19 protein-coding genes are annotated in these 19,763 nt (G+C 64.6%); all 19 read left to right on the top strand.

Going from position 1 to position 19,763, the window contains the following annotated elements:
• The first annotated feature begins 1 nt into the window (after position 1).
• The 19 genes from J3352_RS08070 to J3352_RS07980 all read left to right on the top strand — a co-directional run bounded on the left by J3352_RS08070 (position 2) and on the right by J3352_RS07980 (position 19,752).
• Positions 2-1,018, top strand: a complete 1,017-nt coding sequence (locus J3352_RS08070; protein ID WP_097773375.1) for an iron ABC transporter permease — start codon at positions 2-4, stop codon at positions 1,016-1,018.
• Positions 1,015-2,931: a cobalt-precorrin-5B (C(1))-methyltransferase CbiD gene (gene cbiD, locus J3352_RS08065; protein ID WP_156066503.1), complete on the top strand. Its 1,917-nt coding sequence runs from the start codon at positions 1,015-1,017 to the stop codon at positions 2,929-2,931. Before J3352_RS08070 ends, cbiD begins: the two co-directional genes overlap by 4 nt.
• Position 2,932: 1 nt before the next feature.
• Complete coding sequence (gene cobM, locus J3352_RS08060; RefSeq protein WP_156066505.1) at positions 2,933-3,694, top strand: precorrin-4 C(11)-methyltransferase; 762 nt, start codon at positions 2,933-2,935, stop codon at positions 3,692-3,694.
• On the top strand, positions 3,691-4,689 hold the full coding sequence (locus tag J3352_RS08055; RefSeq protein WP_156066507.1) for a cobalt-precorrin 5A hydrolase: 999 nt from the start codon (positions 3,691-3,693) through the stop codon (positions 4,687-4,689). Before cobM ends, J3352_RS08055 begins: the two co-directional genes overlap by 4 nt.
• Positions 4,682-5,416 (top strand): precorrin-3B C(17)-methyltransferase, encoded by a 735-nt coding sequence (gene cobJ, locus J3352_RS08050; protein ID WP_005935001.1) that lies wholly within the window; start codon positions 4,682-4,684, stop codon positions 5,414-5,416. The genes J3352_RS08055 and cobJ overlap by 8 nt, the downstream gene beginning before the upstream one ends.
• Positions 5,413-6,150, top strand: coding sequence for a precorrin-6A reductase (gene cobK / locus J3352_RS08045; protein WP_156059719.1), 738 nt, complete (start codon positions 5,413-5,415; stop codon positions 6,148-6,150). Before cobJ ends, cobK begins: the two co-directional genes overlap by 4 nt.
• The gene (locus J3352_RS08040; protein ID WP_005934997.1) at positions 6,147-7,349 is read left to right on the top strand and encodes a bifunctional cobalt-precorrin-7 (C(5))-methyltransferase/cobalt-precorrin-6B (C(15))-methyltransferase; all 1,203 of its coding nucleotides are present in this window, start codon (positions 6,147-6,149) and stop codon (positions 7,347-7,349) included. The genes cobK and J3352_RS08040 overlap by 4 nt, the downstream gene beginning before the upstream one ends.
• On the top strand, positions 7,346-8,731 hold the full coding sequence (locus J3352_RS08035; protein ID WP_097773381.1) for a cobyrinate a,c-diamide synthase: 1,386 nt from the start codon (positions 7,346-7,348) through the stop codon (positions 8,729-8,731). Before J3352_RS08040 ends, J3352_RS08035 begins: the two co-directional genes overlap by 4 nt.
• Positions 8,728-9,792, top strand: coding sequence for a nicotinate-nucleotide--dimethylbenzimidazole phosphoribosyltransferase (gene cobT, locus J3352_RS08030; protein ID WP_005934993.1), 1,065 nt, complete (start codon positions 8,728-8,730; stop codon positions 9,790-9,792). The genes J3352_RS08035 and cobT overlap by 4 nt, the downstream gene beginning before the upstream one ends.
• A complete protein-coding gene (locus tag J3352_RS08025) occupies positions 9,786-10,307 on the top strand; it encodes a bifunctional adenosylcobinamide kinase/adenosylcobinamide-phosphate guanylyltransferase (protein ID WP_097773382.1) in 522 nt (173 codons plus the stop codon). The genes cobT and J3352_RS08025 overlap by 7 nt, the downstream gene beginning before the upstream one ends.
• Positions 10,304-11,056, top strand: a complete 753-nt coding sequence (locus J3352_RS08020; protein ID WP_097773383.1) for an adenosylcobinamide-GDP ribazoletransferase — start codon at positions 10,304-10,306, stop codon at positions 11,054-11,056. The genes J3352_RS08025 and J3352_RS08020 overlap by 4 nt, the downstream gene beginning before the upstream one ends.
• Positions 11,053-11,370, top strand: a complete 318-nt coding sequence (locus J3352_RS08015) for a bifunctional adenosylcobinamide kinase/adenosylcobinamide-phosphate guanylyltransferase (protein WP_005934987.1) — start codon at positions 11,053-11,055, stop codon at positions 11,368-11,370. Before J3352_RS08020 ends, J3352_RS08015 begins: the two co-directional genes overlap by 4 nt.
• Complete coding sequence (locus J3352_RS08010; RefSeq protein ID WP_097773384.1) at positions 11,364-11,963, top strand: histidine phosphatase family protein; 600 nt, start codon at positions 11,364-11,366, stop codon at positions 11,961-11,963. Before J3352_RS08015 ends, J3352_RS08010 begins: the two co-directional genes overlap by 7 nt.
• Entirely contained in the window at positions 11,960-12,910 is a 951-nt protein-coding gene (cbiB, locus tag J3352_RS08005) for an adenosylcobinamide-phosphate synthase CbiB (RefSeq protein WP_097773385.1), read from the top strand. Before J3352_RS08010 ends, cbiB begins: the two co-directional genes overlap by 4 nt.
• 96 nt (positions 12,911-13,006) lie before the next feature.
• A complete protein-coding gene (locus tag J3352_RS08000; RefSeq protein WP_097773386.1) occupies positions 13,007-14,056 on the top strand; it encodes a histidinol-phosphate transaminase in 1,050 nt (349 codons plus the stop codon).
• Positions 14,053-15,555, top strand: coding sequence for a cobyric acid synthase (locus tag J3352_RS07995; RefSeq protein WP_097773387.1), 1,503 nt, complete (start codon positions 14,053-14,055; stop codon positions 15,553-15,555). The genes J3352_RS08000 and J3352_RS07995 overlap by 4 nt, the downstream gene beginning before the upstream one ends.
• The gene (locus J3352_RS07990; RefSeq protein ID WP_097773388.1) at positions 15,552-16,223 is read left to right on the top strand and encodes a precorrin-8X methylmutase; all 672 of its coding nucleotides are present in this window, start codon (positions 15,552-15,554) and stop codon (positions 16,221-16,223) included. The genes J3352_RS07995 and J3352_RS07990 overlap by 4 nt, the downstream gene beginning before the upstream one ends.
• A 123-nt stretch (positions 16,224-16,346) precedes the next feature.
• The gene (locus tag J3352_RS07985; RefSeq protein WP_156066511.1) at positions 16,347-17,717 is read left to right on the top strand and encodes an MATE family efflux transporter; all 1,371 of its coding nucleotides are present in this window, start codon (positions 16,347-16,349) and stop codon (positions 17,715-17,717) included.
• Between the two features lie 187 nt (positions 17,718-17,904).
• Entirely contained in the window at positions 17,905-19,752 is a 1,848-nt protein-coding gene (locus J3352_RS07980; protein WP_156066513.1) for an HD-GYP domain-containing protein, read from the top strand.
• Positions 19,753-19,763: the final 11 nt, after the last annotated feature.

Here is a 19,763-nt window from a genome sequence, read left to right as displayed (position 1 = left end):
TATGACCAGCAAAAAGCGCCTGATCCTTTCTTACGGCATCCTTGCCCTGCTGCTGGCGGTGCTGTTTGCCGCCAATCTGTTCTGGGGCAGTGTGTCCCTGACACCGGGGGCAGTGCTGGCGGCCCTGACCGGCCGCGGGCAGGACGCTTTGAGCGTGGGTATCATCACCCAGCTGCGCCTGCCCCGGGCCGTGATGGTGGTGCTGCTGGGGGCGGCGCTCTCGGCGGCGGGCTACCTGCTGCAGACCTTTTTTGCCAACCCCATTGCAGGGCCCTTTGTCATGGGCATTTCCAGCGGGGCCAAGCTGGCCGTGGCACTGGTCATGGTGGCTTTTCTGAACCATGGCCTGCTCACCAGCTCCCTTACCCTGATCACAGCCGCCTTTGCGGGGGCCATGGCCTCCATGGCCTTTGTGCTGGCGGTCTCCCGGCGGGTGCAGCGGATGAGCATCCTTGTTATCTGCGGCGTAATGATCGGCTACATCTGTTCGGCCGTTACGGAGTTTGTGGTGGCCTTTGCCCAGGACAGCAACATCGTCAACCTCCACAACTGGTCTCAGGGCAGCTTTTCCGGCATGACCTGGGGCAATGTGCGGGCGGCGGCGCTGGTGGTGCTGCCCGCTCTGGCGGCAGCATTCTGCCTTTCCAAGCCCATGGCCGCCTACCAGATGGGGGAGGCCTACGCCCGGAGCGTGGGCATCAATGTCAAAGCCTTTTCCCGGCTGCTGGTGCTGCTTTCCAGCCTGCTGGCCGCCTGTGTCACGGCCTTTGCGGGGCCCATCTCCTTTGTGGGCATCGCGGTGCCCCATCTGGTCAAGCAGCTGTTCGGCAGCGCAAGGCCGCTGGTGGTGCTGCCCGGGTGCTGCCTGGGCGGGGCGGCCTTCTGCCTGCTGTGCGACCTCATCGCCCGCAGCATGTTTGCCCCCACCGAGCTTTCGATCAGCGCCGTAACGGCAGTGTTTGGTGCACCGGTGGTCATCTGGCTGCTGGTGCGCCGGGGTCAGGAGGGTGTGCGATGAAATACCTCTGTGAAACGAAAGAGCTGGCCATCGGCTATGGCAGCGCGCCCCTTGCTTCCGACATCACGCTGGGGGCGGTGCCGGGGCAGATCCTGGCCCTCATCGGGCCAAACGGCGCGGGAAAATCCACCCTGCTCAAAACGCTGGCGGGCCAGCTGGCCCCCCTGGGCGGGGCTGTCCTGCTGGATGGCCGCAGCCTGACCGATTACACCGGCCCGGCCCGGGCCCGGAAGCTGGCCCTGATGCTGCCCCACACCCGCCGCACCGAGCTGACTTCCTGCTTTGAGTTTGCCGCCGCCGGGCGCATCCCCTATACCGGGCGGCTGGGCATCCTGTCCGATGCCGACCGGCAGGCCGTGCGGGACGCGCTGGAACTGGTGGGGGCGTCCCCTCTGGCGGGCCGGGATTTCAACTGCATCAGCGACGGCCAGCGCCAGCGCGTTCTGCTGGCCCGTGCCATCTGCCAGCAGCCCGGAGTTTTGCTGCTGGACGAGCCGACCTCTTTTCTGGATGTCAAGGGCAAGATCGAGCTGCTGACCATCCTGCAGAAACTGGCCCATGAGCGGGGGCTGGCCGTGATCGTCAGCCTGCACGAGCTGGACATGGCGCAGAAGATCGCGGATGCGGTGGTCTGCGTGTTCCCGCACAGCGTTTCGGGGGTGCTGACCCCAAAGGAGGCCTTTGCCCCAGAGAACATCCGGGCGCTGTACAGCCTGACCAAGGAGCAGTACGAGGCCGTGTTCGGCCCGGAAAAGCCTGCCGGGCCAAAGTTTGAACATTACGTCCGCAGTGGGCAGAAGCTGCTCCGCTGCGGGTACACCACCGGCACCTGCGCGGCGCTGGGTGCGGCGGGGGCCGCGCGGCTCCTGCTCACCGGCCATGCACCGGAGAGCGTTGCCCTGCGCACGCCGAAGGGCATCGTGGTGGAGGTGGCCCCGCTGTACTGCCGCCCCGCCGGAGCCGGTGCCGAATGCGCCATTGAGAAAGACGGCGGGGATGATGTGGATGTGACCACCGGCCTGCCCGTGATCGCCGCCGTAGAATTGCTGCCCGATACCACCGAGATCCGCATCTCCGGCGGCAAGGGCGTGGGCCGGGTGACCAAGGCCGGGCTGGATCAGCCGGTGGGGGAAGCTGCCATCAACCATGTGCCCCGGCAGATGATCGCTGAGGCCCTGCAAAGGGAAGCCGAAAGCGCCTGCTACACCGGCGGCTTTGCCGTGACCATCTCCATCGAGGGAGGGGAAGAGGTGGCAAAGCGTACCTTCAACCCCCACATCGGGGTCGAGGGCGGGCTTTCGGTGCTGGGAACCAGCGGCATTGTGGAGCCTATGAGCCAGCAGGCGATCCTGGACACCATCCAGCTGGAAATGAATCAGGCTGCTCTCCGGGCGGGCAGCCCCAGGCGGCTCATCCTGGCCCCCGGCAATTACGGGCTGGACTATCTGCACGAAAGATACCCGGAGTTTCACGCTGTTCCGGTGGTGAAAACCTCGAACTTTATTGGAGACACGCTGGATATGGCTGCAGCGGCCCGCTTTGAAGAGGTGCTTCTGGTGGGCCATGTGGGCAAGCTGGTCAAGGTGGCGGGCGGCATTATGAACACCCATTCCCACACTGCTGACTGCCGCACCGAGCTGTTCTGCACCCATGCGGCACTCTGCGGCGCTTCCCGGGAAGTCTGCGCCGCCCTGATGAACGCTGCCACCACCGATGCCTGCCTGGAACTCCTGGACAGCGCCGGCCTGCGGGCTCCGGTGCTGGAAAGCCTGCTGCGGGCAGTCCAGCTCCACCTTGACCGGCGGGCCTGCGGGGCGTTCCGGGTGGGGGCGGTGCTGTTTTCCAACCAGCACGGCCCACTGGGAGCCACCGACACTGCCGCACAACTGCTGAACGAATGGAAGGAGCATTGAGATGGTACATTTTGTAGGCGCAGGCCCCGGCGCACCTGACCTCATCACCCGGCGGGGCGCGGCCCTGCTGCAGGAAGCCGACTGCATCATTTATGCGGGCAGTCTGGTCAACCCGGCTCTGCTGGGGCTGGCGAAGCCGGAGAGTGCCGTTTACAACAGCGCCGAGATGACACTGGAACAGGTGCTGGACGTGATGCGCCGGGTGGAAGCCGCAGGCAGGACCACCGTGCGGCTCCACACCGGCGACCCCTGCCTGTATGGGGCCATCCGGGAGCAGATGGACGCACTGGATGCGGATGGCATCCCCTACGATGATACCCCCGGCGTGTCCAGCTTTTGCGGGGCGGCGGCGGCGCTGAACGCCGAGTACACCCTGCCCACCATCAGCCAGACCGTGATCATCACCCGGATGGAGGGGCGCACCCCGGTGCCGGAAAAGGAGAAGCTGGCCAGCCTTGCCGCCCATGGGGCAACCATGGTGATCTTCCTTTCCATCGGCCTCATCGACAAGGTGCAGCAGGCCCTGCTGGCAGGCGGAGCCTACACGCCGGAGACTCCTGCCGCCGTGGTCTATAAGGCCAGCTGGCCGGAGCAGAAGGTGGTGCGCTGCACCGTGGGCACGCTGGCCGGGAGCACCCGCGCCAACGGCATCACCAAGACGGCGCTCATCGTGGTGGGGGAATTTCTGGGCACCCGGTATGAGCGGAGCAAGCTCTACGACCCAACCTTTACGACGGAGTTCCGCAAGGGGGCAGACCAGTGACCCGCGCCTATCTCGCCTTTACGGAAAAAGGGCTGGCGCTGGCCCAAAAGCTGGCCGGTGCCCTGCCCGGCACCGTAGACCGCTGCGGCCATGGCGGGCCCGGCCTTGCCGATTGGGCTGCAGAGCAGTTCGCCCATGCGGATGCCCTGATCTTTGTGGGGGCTGTGGGCATAGCGGTGCGGGCCATTGCGCCCCACTGCCGGAGCAAGGCGGTGGACCCTGCCGTGGTGGTGCTGGACGAGTGTGGTCATTTTGCGGTGCCGATCCTTTCGGGGCATCTGGGCGGGGCCAACGATCTGGTCCGGGCGCTGGCGGCGGTCTGCGGTGCGGTGCCGGTCATTACCACGGCCACCGATGCCAACGGTGTGTTTGCCGTGGATGAGTGGGCCAGGCACCAGAACTGCGCCGTGCTGGAGCCGGGGCGCATCAAGCGCGTCAGCAGCAGACTGCTGGCGGGCGGGCCGGTGCGGTACCGGTCAGAATTCCCCATTGCCGGGCAGGCCCCTGCCGGGGTGGTCCCGGCGGGGGAGGCAGAGCGCGCCGACTTTGCCCTGACCCTTTTCCCGGCGGGCGATGCGCTGCACCTGATCCCGAAGATCGGTGTGCTGGGCATCGGGTGCAGGCGGGGGACCAGCGCCGCACAGCTGGAAGCGGCCTTTGCACAGTTCTGTGCGGCCCACGGCCTTGCAGCAGTGTGCATCACGGCGGCAGCCAGCATCGACCTGAAAGCCCATGAGCCGGGTCTGCTGGAATTTTGCAGAGCCCACGGCTGGCCGGTGCAGTTCTATTCTGCCGCACAGCTGCAGAATGCCCCCGGGCAGTTCACACCTTCGGCCTTTGTCCGGAGCGTGACCGGTGTGGACAATGTCTGCGAGCGGGCGGCGGTGCTGGCGGCAGGCGGCACGATCATTCTTCCCAAACAGGCGGGCAACGGCGTGACCTTTGCGCTGGCGCTTCGTCCCTTTGCCCCGGATTGGAGGTGGCAGGATGCCTAATGTTGTTTTTGTTGTCGGGCTTGGGCCCGGGGATCCCCGGTTTCTGACCGCACAGGCGCAGAGCGCCTTAACGCAAGCCGAGGTGCTGTGCGGCTATACGGTCTATCTGGATCTGGTGCGCCCCTACTTCCCGGACAAGCTCTATTATTCCACCGGCATGACCAAGGAGATCGACCGCTGCCGTTGGGCGCTGGAAACGGCCCGGAGCGGCAGGGCGGTGGCGCTGGTCTGCTCGGGAGATGCCGGGGTCTACGGCATGGCAAGCCCTCTGCTGGAGCTGGCCGAGCACTTCCCGGACGTGACGGTGGAGGTGGTGCCCGGCCTGACCGCCGCCCTGAGCGGCGGTGCGGTGCTGGGTGCCCCGCTGGCCCACGATTTCTGTGTGCTCTCCCTCTCTGACCGGCTTACGCCCTGGGAGGTCATTGAGCGGCGGCTGGCGGCAGCAGCCATGGGGGATTTCTGCATCGCGCTGTACAACCCCTCCTCCAAGGGGCGGCCGGACTATCTGGCGCGGGCGGTGCGCATCCTGCTGGCAAACGGCAAAGCACCCGGAACGGTCTGCGGCATTGTGCGGAACATTGGCCGGGAGGGGCAGGAAAGCCGCGTTCTGACGCTGGCTGCGCTGGAAACCACCCCGGTGGATATGTTCACCACCGTGTTTGTCGGCAACGCCCAGACCCGCCAGCTGAGCGGGCGGATGGTCACGCCGCGGGGGTACCGCGCATGAGGGCCGTGGTATTCAGCGGCACCACCGAGGGCCGTGTGTTTTCAAAGCAGCTGGCCGCACTGGGGGCCGAGGTACTGGTCAGCGTGGCCACCCCGCTGGGGGCCGAGGAACAGGGCGAAAGGTCCGGCATCACCGTCCACTGCGGGCGGCTGACCCCGGAGGAGATGACCGCCCTGCTGCAAGGGGCTGACCTCTGTGTGGATGCGACCCATCCCTATGCCGTGGAGGCCACCCGGAACATCCGGGCAGCCTGCAAAACAGCGGGCACGGAGTACCGCCGCCTGCTCCGGCCCGAAAGCCCGCTGCCTGCCGGGAGCATGGTGTTTGCCTCTGCGGCCCATGCGGCGGGATTTCTGGCCCGGACGCAGGGAAATGTCCTGCTTGCCACCGGGGCCAAGGAGCTTTCTGCCTTTGCTGTGCTGGAACCGGCACGGCTTTTTCCCCGTGTCCTGCCCACCCGGGAGGGCATTGCCGCCTGCGAGGGGGCAGATATCCCCCATAAGAACATCATCGCCATGCAGGGGCCGTTCTCCTATGCGCTGAACCGGGCGCTGATGGAGCAGTTTGCCATCCGCTTCCTCGTTACCAAAGATGGCGGCGCGGCGGGCGGCTTTGAAGAAAAAGCCCGGGCAGCGCAGGACACCGGGGCTCAGCTCATCGTCATCCGCCGCCCGGCCGAGCAGGGCGAAACGGCGGAACAGATCCTGACACATTGTAAGGAGATGCTGCAATGATCACACTCATCGGGATGGGGTCGGGCACGCCGGAAAGCCTGACCGCGCAGGGCCTTGCCGCCCTGCAGAACGCCGGACTGATCCTGGGGGCAAAGCGCCTGCTGGAACAGCTGCCGCAGGGCTGCACGGATCACCGGAAGGCCCTGTATCAGCCTGAGGATGTCCTTGCCGCGCTGGCGGCTGACCCGGAGGTGGATGCTGCCCTTGTGTACAGCGGCGACACCGGGTTTTATTCCGGTGCGGCCCAGCTGCTGCCGATGCTGCGGGCCTTTGGCATCTCCTGCCGGGTGCTGCCGGGGCTTTCCAGCGTTCAGCTGCTGGCCGCTGCGGTGGGCCGCTCCTGGCAGGAGTGGAAGCTGGTCTCGGCCCACGGCTGTGCCTGCGACCCGGTGGCCGAATGCCTGACGGCCGGGGGAAAGCCTGTGTTTTTCCTGACCGGCGGGGCAGAAACGCCTGCCTCCCTCTGCGGCCGATTGGCTGCTGCCGGGCTGGGCGATGCCCATGTGCTGGTGGGCGAAGAGCTGGGCCGGGCAGAGGAAAAGATCCTGTTCGGCACGGCGCAGGAATTTGCGCAAAAGCAGTTTGCAAGCCTGAGCGTTCTGCTTGTGGAACACGTTCCTCAGCCGCCCCGGCGGGTGCCCGGCTTCCCGGATGAAGCCTTCCACAGGGGAGAGGTGCCCATGACCAAGCAGGAGGTGCGGGCGGCGGCGCTGGCCAAGCTGGCCGTGCAGCCCGGCGATACCTTGTGGGATGTGGGGGCGGGCACCGGCAGCGTGAGCGTGGAGCTGGCGCTGGCCGCACCCCGGGGGCATGTGTATGCCGTGGAGTGTGATCCGGAGGCCTGCGGGCTCATCCGGCAGAACCGGGAAACGTTCCACGCCTGCAACCTGACACTGGTGGAGGGCCGCGCCCCCGCTGCGCTGGCTGACCTGCCCGCTCCGGATGCCGTGTTCATCGGCGGGACCAAGGGGGGCATGGAGGCTGTGGTGGACACGGTGCTTGCCCGGAATCCGAACGCCCGCATCTGCATCTCTGCCATTGCGCTGGAAACGCTGAGCGCCGCCGTGGCCGCACTGACTGCCCACGGCCTTGCTGCGGAGGTGACGCAGATCTCGGTCAGCCGCACCCGGCCTGCGGGCAGGCTCCACCTGCTGATGGCCAATAACCCCATCTTCCTTATCACAGGAGAACGTAAATGATCCAATTTCTTGTGGCCGCGCCCTGTTCCGGCAGCGGCAAAACCACACTGACCTGCGCCCTACTGGCGGCGCTCAAGCGGCGGGGGCAGGACCCCTGCTCCTTCAAGAGCGGGCCGGACTATATCGACCCCATGTTTCACCGGGCCGTGCTGGGGGTGGAGAGCCACAACCTCGACCTGTTTTTCTCCGCGCCGGAGACCGTGCGCGCGCTCTATGCGCAGGCCGCCGCCGGGCACGGGGCAGCCGTGTGCGAGGGTGCTATGGGCTTTTACGATGGACTGGGCGGCGTGAGTGATACCGCCAGTGCCTGGCATCTGGCCGATACGCTGGGCCTGCCGGTGCTGCTGGTGGTCCAGCCCAGAGGGGCCAGCCTGACGCTGGCGGCCCAGATCAACGGACTGAAGCAGTTCCGCACCCCCAGCCATCTGGCGGGCATCCTGCTCAATGACTGCGCCCCCCATTTGTATGCTCTGCTGGCTCCCATGCTGGAACGGGAGACCGGCCTGCCGGTGCTGGGCTATCTGCCCCACCTGCCGGATGCTGCCCTTGAGAGCCGCCACTTAGGCCTGAAAACTGCCGGGGAGATCGCGGACTTACAGCAGAAGATCAGCCGGATGGCCGATGCGCTGGTGGTGGATTGGGAGAAGCTTTTTGCCCTGACCGAAGGCGCAGCGCCTTTGGCGTACACCGACAGGCTCCCCCCTGCGGGAGAGTTGCCGCCCCAGGGAGCAGAGGAACAGCGCCCCCGCGTTCCCATTGCCGTTGCAAGGGATGCGGCGTTTTGCTTCACCTACGCCGAAACGCTGGAAGCACTGGAGCGGGCGGGGGCGGAGCTCTGCTGGTTCAGCCCCCTGCAGGACCCCGCCCTGCCGGAGCAGATCGGCGGGCTCTATCTGCCCGGCGGCTACCCGGAGCTGTATGCCGGGCAGTTGAGCGCGAACCGCTCCATGCTGGCCTCTGTGCGCCGGGCTGTGGAGCGCGGTCTGCCCACGGTGGCCGAGTGCGGGGGCTTTCTCTATCTGGGCCAGAGCCTGGAGGATGCCAACGGGGAACGCTGGCCCATGGCAGGTGTCCTGCCGGGGCAGGGCTTCCGGGTGGGGCGGCTGGTACGGTTTGGATACGCGGCATTGACTGCCCACGCCGACAGTATGCTGTTCCGCGCCGGGGAGCGTCTGCCCGTGCACGAGTTCCACCACTGGGATTCCACAGACAACGGCACCGGCTTTACCGCCGCAAAGCCCAACGGGAAACAATGGGACTGCGGCTTTGCAAACGAGCATTTCTATGCGGGCTTCCCGCATTTGTATTGGGCGGGCACGGCCCTGCCCCGGCGGTTCGTGGATGCCGCAGCACACTATCATCAAGAGGAACAGGACCAATGACAGAGCTTGAACTGAAACAGCTTCTTTCCAAGATCACCCGGCCGGACGAGATCGCACGCACCGCCGCCCATGCTCACTGGGCCAGCCTGGCCAAGCCGCTGGGCGGGCTGGGCAGGCTGGAGACCATGCTGGAGGATGCCGCCGCCCTGACCGGTACGGCAGAGCTGGCGTTTTCCCGCCGGGCCGTGCTGGTGCTCTGCGCCGACAACGGCGTGGTGGCGCAGGGCGTGAGCCAGACGGACCAGAGCGTGACCCGGGCCGTGGCCGAGAACCTTGCCGCCCGGCGCACCAGTGTCTGCCAGATGGCAAAAACGGCCCGCTGCGAAGTGGTGCCTGTGGACCTTGGCATGGCCGGGGAGCCGGTGCCCGGGGTGCAGAACTGCCGCATTGCCGCCGGGACGGCGGATTTCACCACCGGCCCTGCCATGACCCGTCAGCAGGCGGTGGATGCCATTGCGGCGGGCATCGGGCTTGTCCGGGCGCAGAAGGCGGCGGGGGTGCAGCTGCTGGCCACGGGGGAGATGGGCATTGGCAACACCACCACCTCCAGCGCCGTGGCTGCGGTTCTGCTGGGTCAGCCCGTGGAGCGGATGACAGGCCGTGGTGCGGGCCTTTCCGACGCGGGGCTTGCCCGCAAGCTGGATGCCATCCGGCGGGGCATTGCGCGGAATCAGCCCGATGCCGCTGACCCTCTGGATGTGCTCTCCAAGCTGGGCGGGTTTGACATCGCCGGGCTGTGCGGTGTTTTTTTGGGCGGTGCGCTGGAAGGCCTGCCCGTGCTGATGGATGGCTTCATCAGCGGGGTGGCGGCGCTGTGCGCTGTGCGGCTCTGCCCCGCCGCGGAAAAGGCCGTGTTTGCCAGCCACTGCTCCACCGAACCGGCAGCAAGGCTGGTGCTGGAAGCGCTGGGCAAAGTGCCTCTGCTCACCGCCGGGCTCCATCTCGGCGAGGGCACCGGAGCGGTGGCAAGCATCCCGCTGTGGGATATGGCGCTGGCCGTTTACCGCGATTGCTATTCCTTCACGGAGGGCGGCATCACGCCGTACACCCCCCAATGCTGACGCTGGTATTGGGCGGTGCCGCCAGCGGCAAGAGCGGGTATGCCGAGAGCCTGGTGATGAAAACCGCGCTTCCGCGCTATTACATCGCCACCATGCAGGTGTGGGATGCGGAATGTGCCGCCCGGGTGGAAAAGCACCGGAAGATGCGGGCGGCAAAGCAGTTTGAGACCGTGGAGTGCCCCCTGCATCTGGAGAACATCCGTCTGCCTGCCCGGGGAACTGTGCTGTTGGAGGATCTGGGCAACCTGACCGCCAACGAGCTCTACGACCCCGCCGGGGCGGGAGAAAATGCCGCTTCGGCTATTTTGGAAGGACTGGACCAATTGGCCGGACAATGCGCGCACCTCATCGTGGTCTCCAACGAGGTGTTCAGCGGCGGTGCCGACTATGCAGGCGACACCGGGCGCTACCTGAAAGCGCTGGCGCAGGTGAACAATGCCCTTGCCGCCCGGGCTGACCATGTGGTGCGGGTGGTGTGCGGCATCCCGGTCTATTATAAAGGAGTGGAAAAATGATTGGATTGCAGACCATTGCAGTGGCCTTTGCCATGTTTTCGGCCCTGCCGGTGCCGCAGTTCGCGTGGAACCAGAAAAACATGCGGTATGCCATGTGTGCCTTCCCGCTCATCGGGGTGGTCATTGGCGGGCTGTGGTGCCTGTGCGGCGCTCTGCCCCTGCCGATGCCCGCAAAAGCGGCGGGGTTCTGCCTGATCCCGGTCTGGGTCACGGGCGGCATCCACCTGGATGGCTATGCCGACACCTGCGATGCACTTTCCAGCTATGGCGACCGGGAAAAGAAGCTGGAGATCCTCAAAGACCCCCACTGCGGTGCCTTTGCGGTGATCCGGCTGTGCAGTTATTTTGCGGCCTACCTTGCCCTTTGCGCCTGCGTGGACTTTACGCCCCGGGTGGGCCTGTGCTGGACACTGGCCCTTGTGCTGGAACGGGCCCTTTCGGGCCTGGCCGTGGCATCGTTCCCGATGGCAAAGAACACCGGCCTTGCCCACACCTTTGCCACGGCGGCGGATCGAACTACTGTCCGCCGGGTGCTGATGGTGCTGGCCGCTCTGCTCAGCGCCGCCCTGCTGGCACTGGGCGGCTGGGCGCTGGTGCTGGCGGCGTTTCTTGTGTTTGCACGCTATCATGTTGTTTCGGACAAGCAGTTTGGCGGCATCACCGGCGATCTGGCCGGGTGGTTTTTGCAGAAAGCCGAGCTGTGGATGCTGGCGGCGCTGTGTGCCTGCCAGTGGGGAGGACTGTTATGATCTTTATCACCGGGCCGCTGTACAGCGGCAAGCGCACCTTTGCCCAGCGCCTGCCCGGCACCCGCATTGCGGAGGTGCAGGCCCTGGCCGCAGAGGCTGAGGATCTGGAAAAGCTTGCGGAGGAGCTCTCCGCTTATGATATCGTGATGGCCACCGAGGTGGGCGGCGGCGTGGTGCCCATGGACGCAGGGGAGCGGGCCGCCCGGGAAGCCGCCGGGCGGCTGGCCTGCCTGCTGGCGGCCCGGGCCGGGTGCGTGGTGCAGATGTTCTGCGGCATCCCCACAGTATTGAAAGGAGAACTGCCCCCATGCTGATCTATCTTCTGCGCCATGGCCTGACGGCCTACAACGCCGAAAAGCGCTATCAGGGCCAGCGGGATATCCCCCTGTGCCCCGCGGGCCGCGCCCAGCTGCGGCAGGCGGATCTCCGGCCGGAAACGGTCTATATCACCCCGCTCTGCCGCACCCGGCAGACCGCGGAGGTGCTCTTCCCGGGTGCAAGGCTCGTGGAGGTGAAAGACCTGCAGGAGATGTGCTTCGGCAGCTTTGAGGGCCGCAATTTCATTGAGATGGAGCACGACCCGGATTATCTGGCCTGGGTGAACGCCAACTGCGAAAGCCCCTGCCCGGACGGCGAGACCAAGGCTGTTTTTTCGGAGCGGGTGTGCAGGGCTTTTGCCGCACTGGTGGACAGGGCCCTTGCCGATGGGGAAGAGACACTGGTCATTCTGGCCCACGGCGGCACCCAGATGGCTGCCATGGAGCGCTACGCCCTGCCCCATGCGGATTATTACCACTGGTGCGCCCCCAACGCGGGCGGCTACGTTCTGGATGCAGGAGATTGGGCGGAGCAGCGGGCGCTGCACCTGCTGAAGACTGTGCAGTACACAAAGGAGGATGCCCGATGATCGAATACGCAGTACTCGGCGGTTTTGTGCTGGACTGCCTCTTGGGCGACCCGGCCTGGCTGCCCCACCCGGTGGTGTACATGGGCAAGGCCATCTCGGCGCTGGAAAAGCGCCTGCGGGCCCGCCTGCCCAAAACGCCTCAGGGGGAACTGCTGGGCGGTGCCATTGTGGCCTTCTGCCTGCCGGTGGGCACCTTTCTGCTGACGAGCCTTGTCTGCCTGGGGGCTGCCCGTATCAGCCCGTGGCTGGGGCTGGCCGTCCAGATGTTCTGGTGCGGGCAGGCACTGGCCGCAAAGGGGCTGGCGCAGGAGAGCACCAATGTTTACCGGGAACTGGTCAAGCCCGACCTGCCTGCCGCCCGCAGGGCGGTCAGCCGCATCGTGGGGCGGGACACCCAGGATCTGACGCTGGAGGGGGTGACCAGAGCCGCTGTGGAGACGGTGGCCGAAAACGCCAGCGACGGCGTGATCGCGCCCCTGCTCTATATGCTCATCGGCGGGGCACCGCTGGCCCTGACCTACAAGGCCATCAACACGATGGACAGTATGCTGGGCTACAAAAACGAAAAATACCTCTACTTTGGCCGCATCCCTGCCAAGCTGGACGATGCGGCAAATTACCTTCCCAGCCGCCTTGCCGCCCTGCTGTGGGTGGCTGCCGCGGCCTTTACCCGCAATGACGCAAAAGGGGCGTGGAAGATCTGGCGGCGGGACCGCCGCAACCACGCCAGCCCCAACAGCGCCCAGACCGAGAGCGCCTGCGCCGGTGCGCTGGGGGTGCAGCTGGCCGGGCCCGCCTATTACTTTGGCGAATACTACGCCAAGCCCACCATCGGTGATCCGCTGCGCCCCATTGAACCGGAGGATATCCTGCGTGCCAACCAGATGATGTACGTGGCAAGCGCTTTTGCACTGGCGTGGGGCGTGGCAATACGGGCTTTTTTGTAACCACCTCACCCTCTCAGTCATGCCTTGCATGACAGCTCCCCCAAAGGGGGAGCCAAGAGCTGGGATCCAGAACCATCCAGGAAAAGGAGAACGAACATGCAACTAGTACATGGCGGCGATTGGGCCGGTTACCGGGCCGAGTTCGGGCGGGACCCGCTGGATTTTTCGGCCAACGTCAGCCCGCTGGGCCTGCCGGAAGGGGTGGCCCGGGCCATCACGGCGGCATTGCCCACGGCCGACCGCTACCCCGACCCTCTGTGCCGGGAGCTGCGGGCAAAGCTGGCGCTCCATGAGGGCGTGCCGGCGGAGCAGATCCTCTGCGGCAATGGGGCGGCAGACCTCATCTTCCGGCTGGTCTGGGCAAAAAAGCCCCGCCGGGCGCTGGTCACCGCACCCACCTTTGCGGAGTATGCCACTGCCTTGAAAAGCATCGGCTGCACGGTGGAACGCTTCTTTTTGCGGGAGCAGGAGGACTTTGCAGTCACGGATGCGTTCTGTGCGGCCATCCGTCCGGGGGTGGACATGGTATTCCTCTGCCAGCCCAACAACCCCACCGGCCAGCTGACGGCCCTGCCGCTGGTGGAGCAGATCCTCCGCCGCTGCGCGGCGTGCGGCACTCTGCTGGTGGTGGACGAATGCTTCCTCGATTTCTTGCCCGACCATGCCCTGCACACGGCAAAAGGCCTGCTGGGGGAGGGAGATCTGGTCATCCTGAAAGCCTTCACCAAGCTTTACGGCATGGCGGGCGTGCGGCTGGGCTATGCCCTGAGTGCCGACACAGCGCTGCTGGAACAGATGCAGGCCTGCGGCCAGCCCTGGGGCGTGTCCAGTCTGGCGCAGACGGCGGGGCTTGCCGCGCTGGAGGAGACGGCGTATGTGGAAAAGGTCCGGGCCCTCATTGCCGAACAGCGGCCCCGCCTGACGACCGGGCTGCGGGCGCTGGGCCTGCGGGTGCTGGACGGCAGGGCAAATTACCTGCTGTTTCAGGCCCCGGAGACGCTGGGAGAAGCCCTGCGGCAAAGGGGTGCTGTGCTGCGCAGCTGTGCGAACTACCCCGGGCTGGGCCCCGGCTGGTACCGCACCGCCGTGCGCACCGGATCTGAAAACGAACAGCTTTTGAAACTTCTTGCGGAGGTGCTGGAATGAGCAAGGCAAAGTGCATCATGGTGCAGGGAACCATGAGCGGTGCAGGCAAAAGCCTGCTGTGCGCCGCCCTCTGCCGCATTTTTGCGCAGGACGGTTACCGCGTGGCTCCCTTCAAGAGCCAGAACATGGCGCTGAACAGCTTTGTCACCCGGGATGGGCTGGAAATGGGCCGGGCACAGGTGGTGCAGGCGCAGGCCGCAGGCATCGAGCCGGATGTGCGGATGAACCCCATCCTGCTCAAGCCCAGCAGTGACGTGGGCAGTCAGGTCATCGTGAACGGCGAGGTGCGGGGCCAGATGCCCGCCGCCGCCTACTTCAAAATGAAAAGAGCGCTCATCCCGGAGATCCTCTCAGCCTACAACAGTCTGGCCGAAGCCGTGGATATCATCGTCATCGAGGGGGCCGGAAGCCCGGCGGAGATCAACCTGAAGGCAGACGATATCGTCAACATGGGCCTTGCCCGGCTGGTGGATGCCCCCGTTCTGCTGGCGGGAGACATCGACCGGGGCGGTGTGTTCGCCCAGCTGTACGGCACGGTGGCGCTGCTGGAGCCAGAGGAGCGCGCCCGCATCAAGGGGCTGCTCATCAATAAATTCCGCGGCGATGTGGAGATCCTGCGCCCCGGCCTTGCTATGCTGGAAGAAAAAACGCAGCTGCCGGTGCTGGGGGTCGTGCCCTACCTGAAGGTGGACATTGAGGATGAGGATTCTCTTTCCACCCGGCTGGATGCGGGCAAAGCGGTCCACCCGCTGGATGCGGCCATCCTCCGCCTGCCGCACATCTCCAACTTTACCGATTTCATGCCGCTGGAGCAGCACCCGCTGCTGGGCGTGCGGTATGTGCAGAATACCCGCCAGCTGGGCACACCGGATCTCGTCATTCTGCCCGGCACCAAGAACACTGTGGATGACCTGCTCTGGCTGCGGCAGTCCGGGCTGGAAGCAGCCCTGTTGAAGCTGGCGGCCAGCGGCACGCCGGTGCTGGGGGTCTGCGGCGGGTATCAGATGCTGGGCGAGACGCTGGCCGACCCTGAGGGCACGGAGAGTGGTACGGCGCAGACCGTGCGGGGGCTGGGGCTGCTGCCCACCCACACGGTCTTTACCGGCCAGAAGCACCGCACCCAGGACACTGCCGCCGTGACCGCCGCCCCCTTTGCGGGTGCGGCCCTGACCGGATACCAGATCCACACCGGCCGCACCGAGGTGCAGGGTGTGCCCTTCTGCACACTGGCAGACGGCACACCCGAGGGCTGCGTGCAGGACAATGTGTTCGGCACCTACCTGCACGGCCTGTTTGATACCGGGGAGCTTACCGAGAAGCTGGTGGCCCTGCTCTGCCAGCGCAAGGGCATTGCGCCGGACAGTGCCGCCCTCATCCCGATGGAGCAGTACCGCCAGCAGCAATTTGACCTGCTGGCCGATGGCGTGCGCGGCGCGCTGGATCTGGATGCCGTTTACGCGGCCATGGGGTTGGAGAACCCGCGGAGGAATGCACAATGATCCCACAACATCATCTGCCCGCCGACATTGAGCGGACAAGCCTTTCCATCATCACGGCAGAGCTGGAAGCGTTGGGCCTGACCCCGCCGCCCGAGACTGCCGCTGTGGTCAAGCGGGTCATCCACACCACCGCCGACTTTGACTATGCGAAAAATCTGCGCTTCACGCCGGGGGCTGTGGCGGCAGGTGTGGCCGCCCTGCGGGCCGGAACTCCCATCATCACCGACACCAACATGGCGCTTTCGGGCATTTCCAAGCCTGCCCTTGCCCGGCTGGGCGGCAGTGCCCTCTGCTATATGGCGGACCCCGAGGTGGCGCGGGTCGCAGCCGAGACCGGAACCACCCGGGCAGTGGCCTCCATGCACCGCGCGGCGCAGGAGCACCCCGGGGCCATTCTTGCGGTGGGCAATGCCCCCACCGCCCTGCTGACCATTGCGGAAGAGGTCGAGGCCGGGCTGCGGCCTGCCCTGGTCATCGCCGTGCCGGTGGGCTTTGTGAATGTGGTGGAAAGCAAGGAGACGCTGTTTGCCGCCTGTGCAGCCCACGGCGTGCCTGCCATCGCGGCCATGGGCCGCAAGGGCGGAAGCACCGTGGCCGCTGCAGTCTGCAACGCTCTGGTCTACTCCGCTGCCGAGATGCTGGACCCAGCGGCAAGAGGGTGGAAATAGGGTGGAACCGGTAAAAACGCCCCTTTTTACGCTTTTGCTTGACTTTTTGGCAGAAACAAGGTATCGTTTATTTGTATGACGATTGATATATGAGCTGAAGCTTTGCGTGAAAAAGGAAACATTATGGCACAGACGATTTTAGAAGAAAAGAAAAAATCACGGCTGATGACAGAGGGCAGCATCTGGAAGAGCATCCTGCTCTTCTCGGTGCCGCTGATCCTGGGCAACATGCTGCAGCAGCTGTACAACACCGCCGATTCCATCATCGTGGGCAACTTTGTGGGCAGCAACGCGCTGGCAGCGGTCGGCTCCAGCGGCTCGCCCATCTTCCTGCTCATCGGGTTCAGCCAGGGCATTGCCGTGGGTGCCGGTGTCGTGGTGTCCCAGTTTCTGGGAGCCAAGGACAGGGAGGGCGCGCACACTGCGGTGCACACCTCGCTGGCCCTTTCGGCCATTCTGGGTGCGATCCTGACCGTGTGCGGCATTGCCGTCAGCCGGGCCCTGCTCACCGCCATGAACACCCCCGCAGAGGTGCTGGAGGATGCGGTGCTCTATATGCGGCTCTATTTTGGCGGCGTGCTGTTCAGCGTGGTGTATAACATGGCGGCCGGTATCCTGAACGCCGCCGGCAACTCCAAGCGGAGCCTGCTCTACCTGGGCGTTGCCTCCATCACCAACATCGTCCTCGACCTTGTCCTGATCGCCGGATGCAAGATGGGCGTGGCCGGTGCGGCCATTGCCACCGATATCAGCCAGCTGGTGTCCTGTGTGCTCTCCCTGCGGTTTCTGATGCGGGTGGAGGACGATTACCGCGTGACGGCAAAGGAAGTGCGCGTGCACAAAAAGATGGCGGTCCGCATCATCAAGGTGGGCCTGCCCACCGGTATCCAGAACATGGTCATCTCCCTTTCCAATGTGCTGGTGCAGGTCAGCGTCAACGGCTATGGTGCCGCTGCCATGGCAGGCTTTGCCGCCTATATGAAGGTGGATGGCTTCAACATTCTGCCTGTGCTGAGCTTCGGCATGGCGGCCACCACCTTTGTGGGCCAGAACTTTGGTGCGGGCAAAATCGACCGTGTCAAAAAGGGCACCTTTGTCACCCTGGGCATGTGCATCGTTTACACCATCCTGACCGGCATCCTGCTGCTCATCTTCCAGGACCCCATCATGCACCTGTTCACCGGCGATGAAACGGTCATTGCCTACGGCAAGATCTGTATGCTCTATTTCTGCCCCTTCTACTGGATGCTGGGCATCCTGCAGGGCCTTGCCGGTACGGTGCGCGGCACCGGCAAGAGCGTGCCGCCCATGGTGGTGCTGCTGATCTCCCTGTGCCTGTTCCGTATTGTCTGGATCCAGTTTGCCCTGCCCCTGTTTGCAGGCATTGAGGGTGTGCTGCTGGTCTACCCGGTGTCCTGGGCTGTGGGTGCAGTGCTGATGGTGCTCTACGCCTGGAAGGGCAAATGGATGCAGCTGCCGGAAGCAATTTCATAAACCGGACGCACCCGATCCCCCGGTAAAAGTGTATTTTATGCAAAAATGACGTATGAATGCGTAAAAATATTCGGGGGGGGGGGGATAAAAAATCTGCGAAAATCAGTTGATTTCTGCCGAAAAATACCGTATACTGAATTATAGTTTTCAAATCGAACGACGGACTTCGACAAAAGGGGCTGATGAGATGGAGTGCACACAGGCAGAGGCTTTTGAACAGTATATTCGGGATCTGCGCGTTGTGCGCTCGATCTCCCGGCCCAGCTTTCCGGAGGGCAAAGCTCCCACTGCCGTGCTGGAAGAGATCCAGACCAACGCGCTGAGATGCAACGCCCTGATGCGGCAGAATGAGGCACTGCTGGCGCAGCTTGTCTACGACCGTGACCCTGCCTCCCTGACCGAAACGGATATCCAGGGACTGAGTGCCTTTGCAGGCAGGCTGTTCAACTATGCGAACAGCGAGGATATGGGCGTGGCGTTCAAGGTGCATCAGCTGCTGCTGGCAGCGGCCCGCAGCCGGGAAGACGTGCCCATGATCGTCAGGGAGCTGTACTACACAGGCATCACCCTGCATTATATGAACGTCCGGGATGAGGGAACTGGCATCAACCTGTTGGGAGATGCGATCCAGGTCTATTTTACGGAAGCTGCTGAATACATGTCACGGTATGAACAGCTGGACAGGAATACCCGGCAGTATCTCATCCGCTGTGTGGGCAACACCCGGCTGGGGATGTCCCGCGGCACCCATGCGGAAAGCTGCCGGTATCTGGAGCGGTTCCGCCGCGCAATGGACATCATCCAGTCTGCGCATTACCATGCGCTGGACCCGGAGTTCCCCTGGGAAAGCTACATCTATTCCATGCACATGGACCGCATGACCCTGCTGACCCATCTGCGGCAGGAGGAGGATCCCGAGGTGGCGCGGCAGGTGCTGGAATCGGCGGAATACATCTGGGGGCACAAGAAGAAGTACAAGGGTCAGGATGCGCGCCTGCAGAACTGGCGGGTGCCCTATTTTTACGCTGCTGCCCGCTACCATGCCGGGGTGGGCAGCCTGGAAGACGTGGTCAAGATCCTTCTGGAATCGGCGGGAAGCGTGGCGCAGGATGATTATTCTGCCGAGGCCATCAACCGGAAGCTGGTTCTGGCGGCCTATCTTTCGGTCTATGCAGAACGTCTGGACGAGGCGGGAGCACAGAGATATCGTGCAACCGTGGAGCAGGTACGCCGTTCTGCGGATCAGTATCTGGAACAGATGCCGGCCAGCCAGTATCCCCGTGTGGTAAACTCTGCTGCTTGGGAGTTGAGCAAGATCAACACCAGCTCAGATGAAACGGCGAACCGCCGGATGCTGGGCAGTATCCTGGCCGGGCACAAGCCGACCTATGTCCACTCGCTGATGGTGGCAGAGCTGACCCGTGCCCTGCTGCAGCGGCAGATCGAGACACGGCCCGAAACACTGGTGGGCCTGCTGGGCTGCAGGAGCGCGGCCGAGGTGCAGGCCCGGCGGGAAGAGCTCTGCCAGACGGCCTATGAGTGCGGCCTGTACCACGACCTTGGCAAGTGTGCCGTTCTGATGTACATCGACAACAACGCCCGCCGCCTGCTGGATGAGGAATTTTTCTGCATCCAGAGCCACCCAAGGACCGGCGCTGACATTCTGAATAGAATGGGCTGCGGAAGAACGCTGGCCCTGGCGGCGCTCTATCACCACTGCTATTACAACGGCAAAGGCGGCTATCCCAATGATGTACCCTCCTGCCCGCCGGAGATCAAGGGAATCGTGGATGCGCTGAGCGTGGCAGACTCGCTGGATGCCGCCACCGATAATATCGGTCGGTGCTACAACCTTGCCAAGCCCTTCCGCACGCTGCTGGAAGAGCTGCGGGCCCAGAGCGGCACCCGCTATGCGCCCAATGTGGTCGCCCTGTTCGAGGATGAGCGTTTCTGCCAGCAGCTGGCAGAGAACACGGATGCCGAGCGCAAAAGGGTGTATCTGCAGGTGTATCACGCCGGAAGTGAAGAAAAATAAACGACCCTCTC

Source organism: Faecalibacterium sp. Marseille-Q4164 (genome assembly GCF_017377545.1).
Lineage (GTDB): Bacteria > Bacillota > Clostridia > Oscillospirales > Ruminococcaceae > Faecalibacterium > Faecalibacterium duncaniae.
The sequence above is the reverse complement of the archived record's forward strand: the minus strand, read 5'-3'. Positions and strand labels throughout refer to the sequence as shown.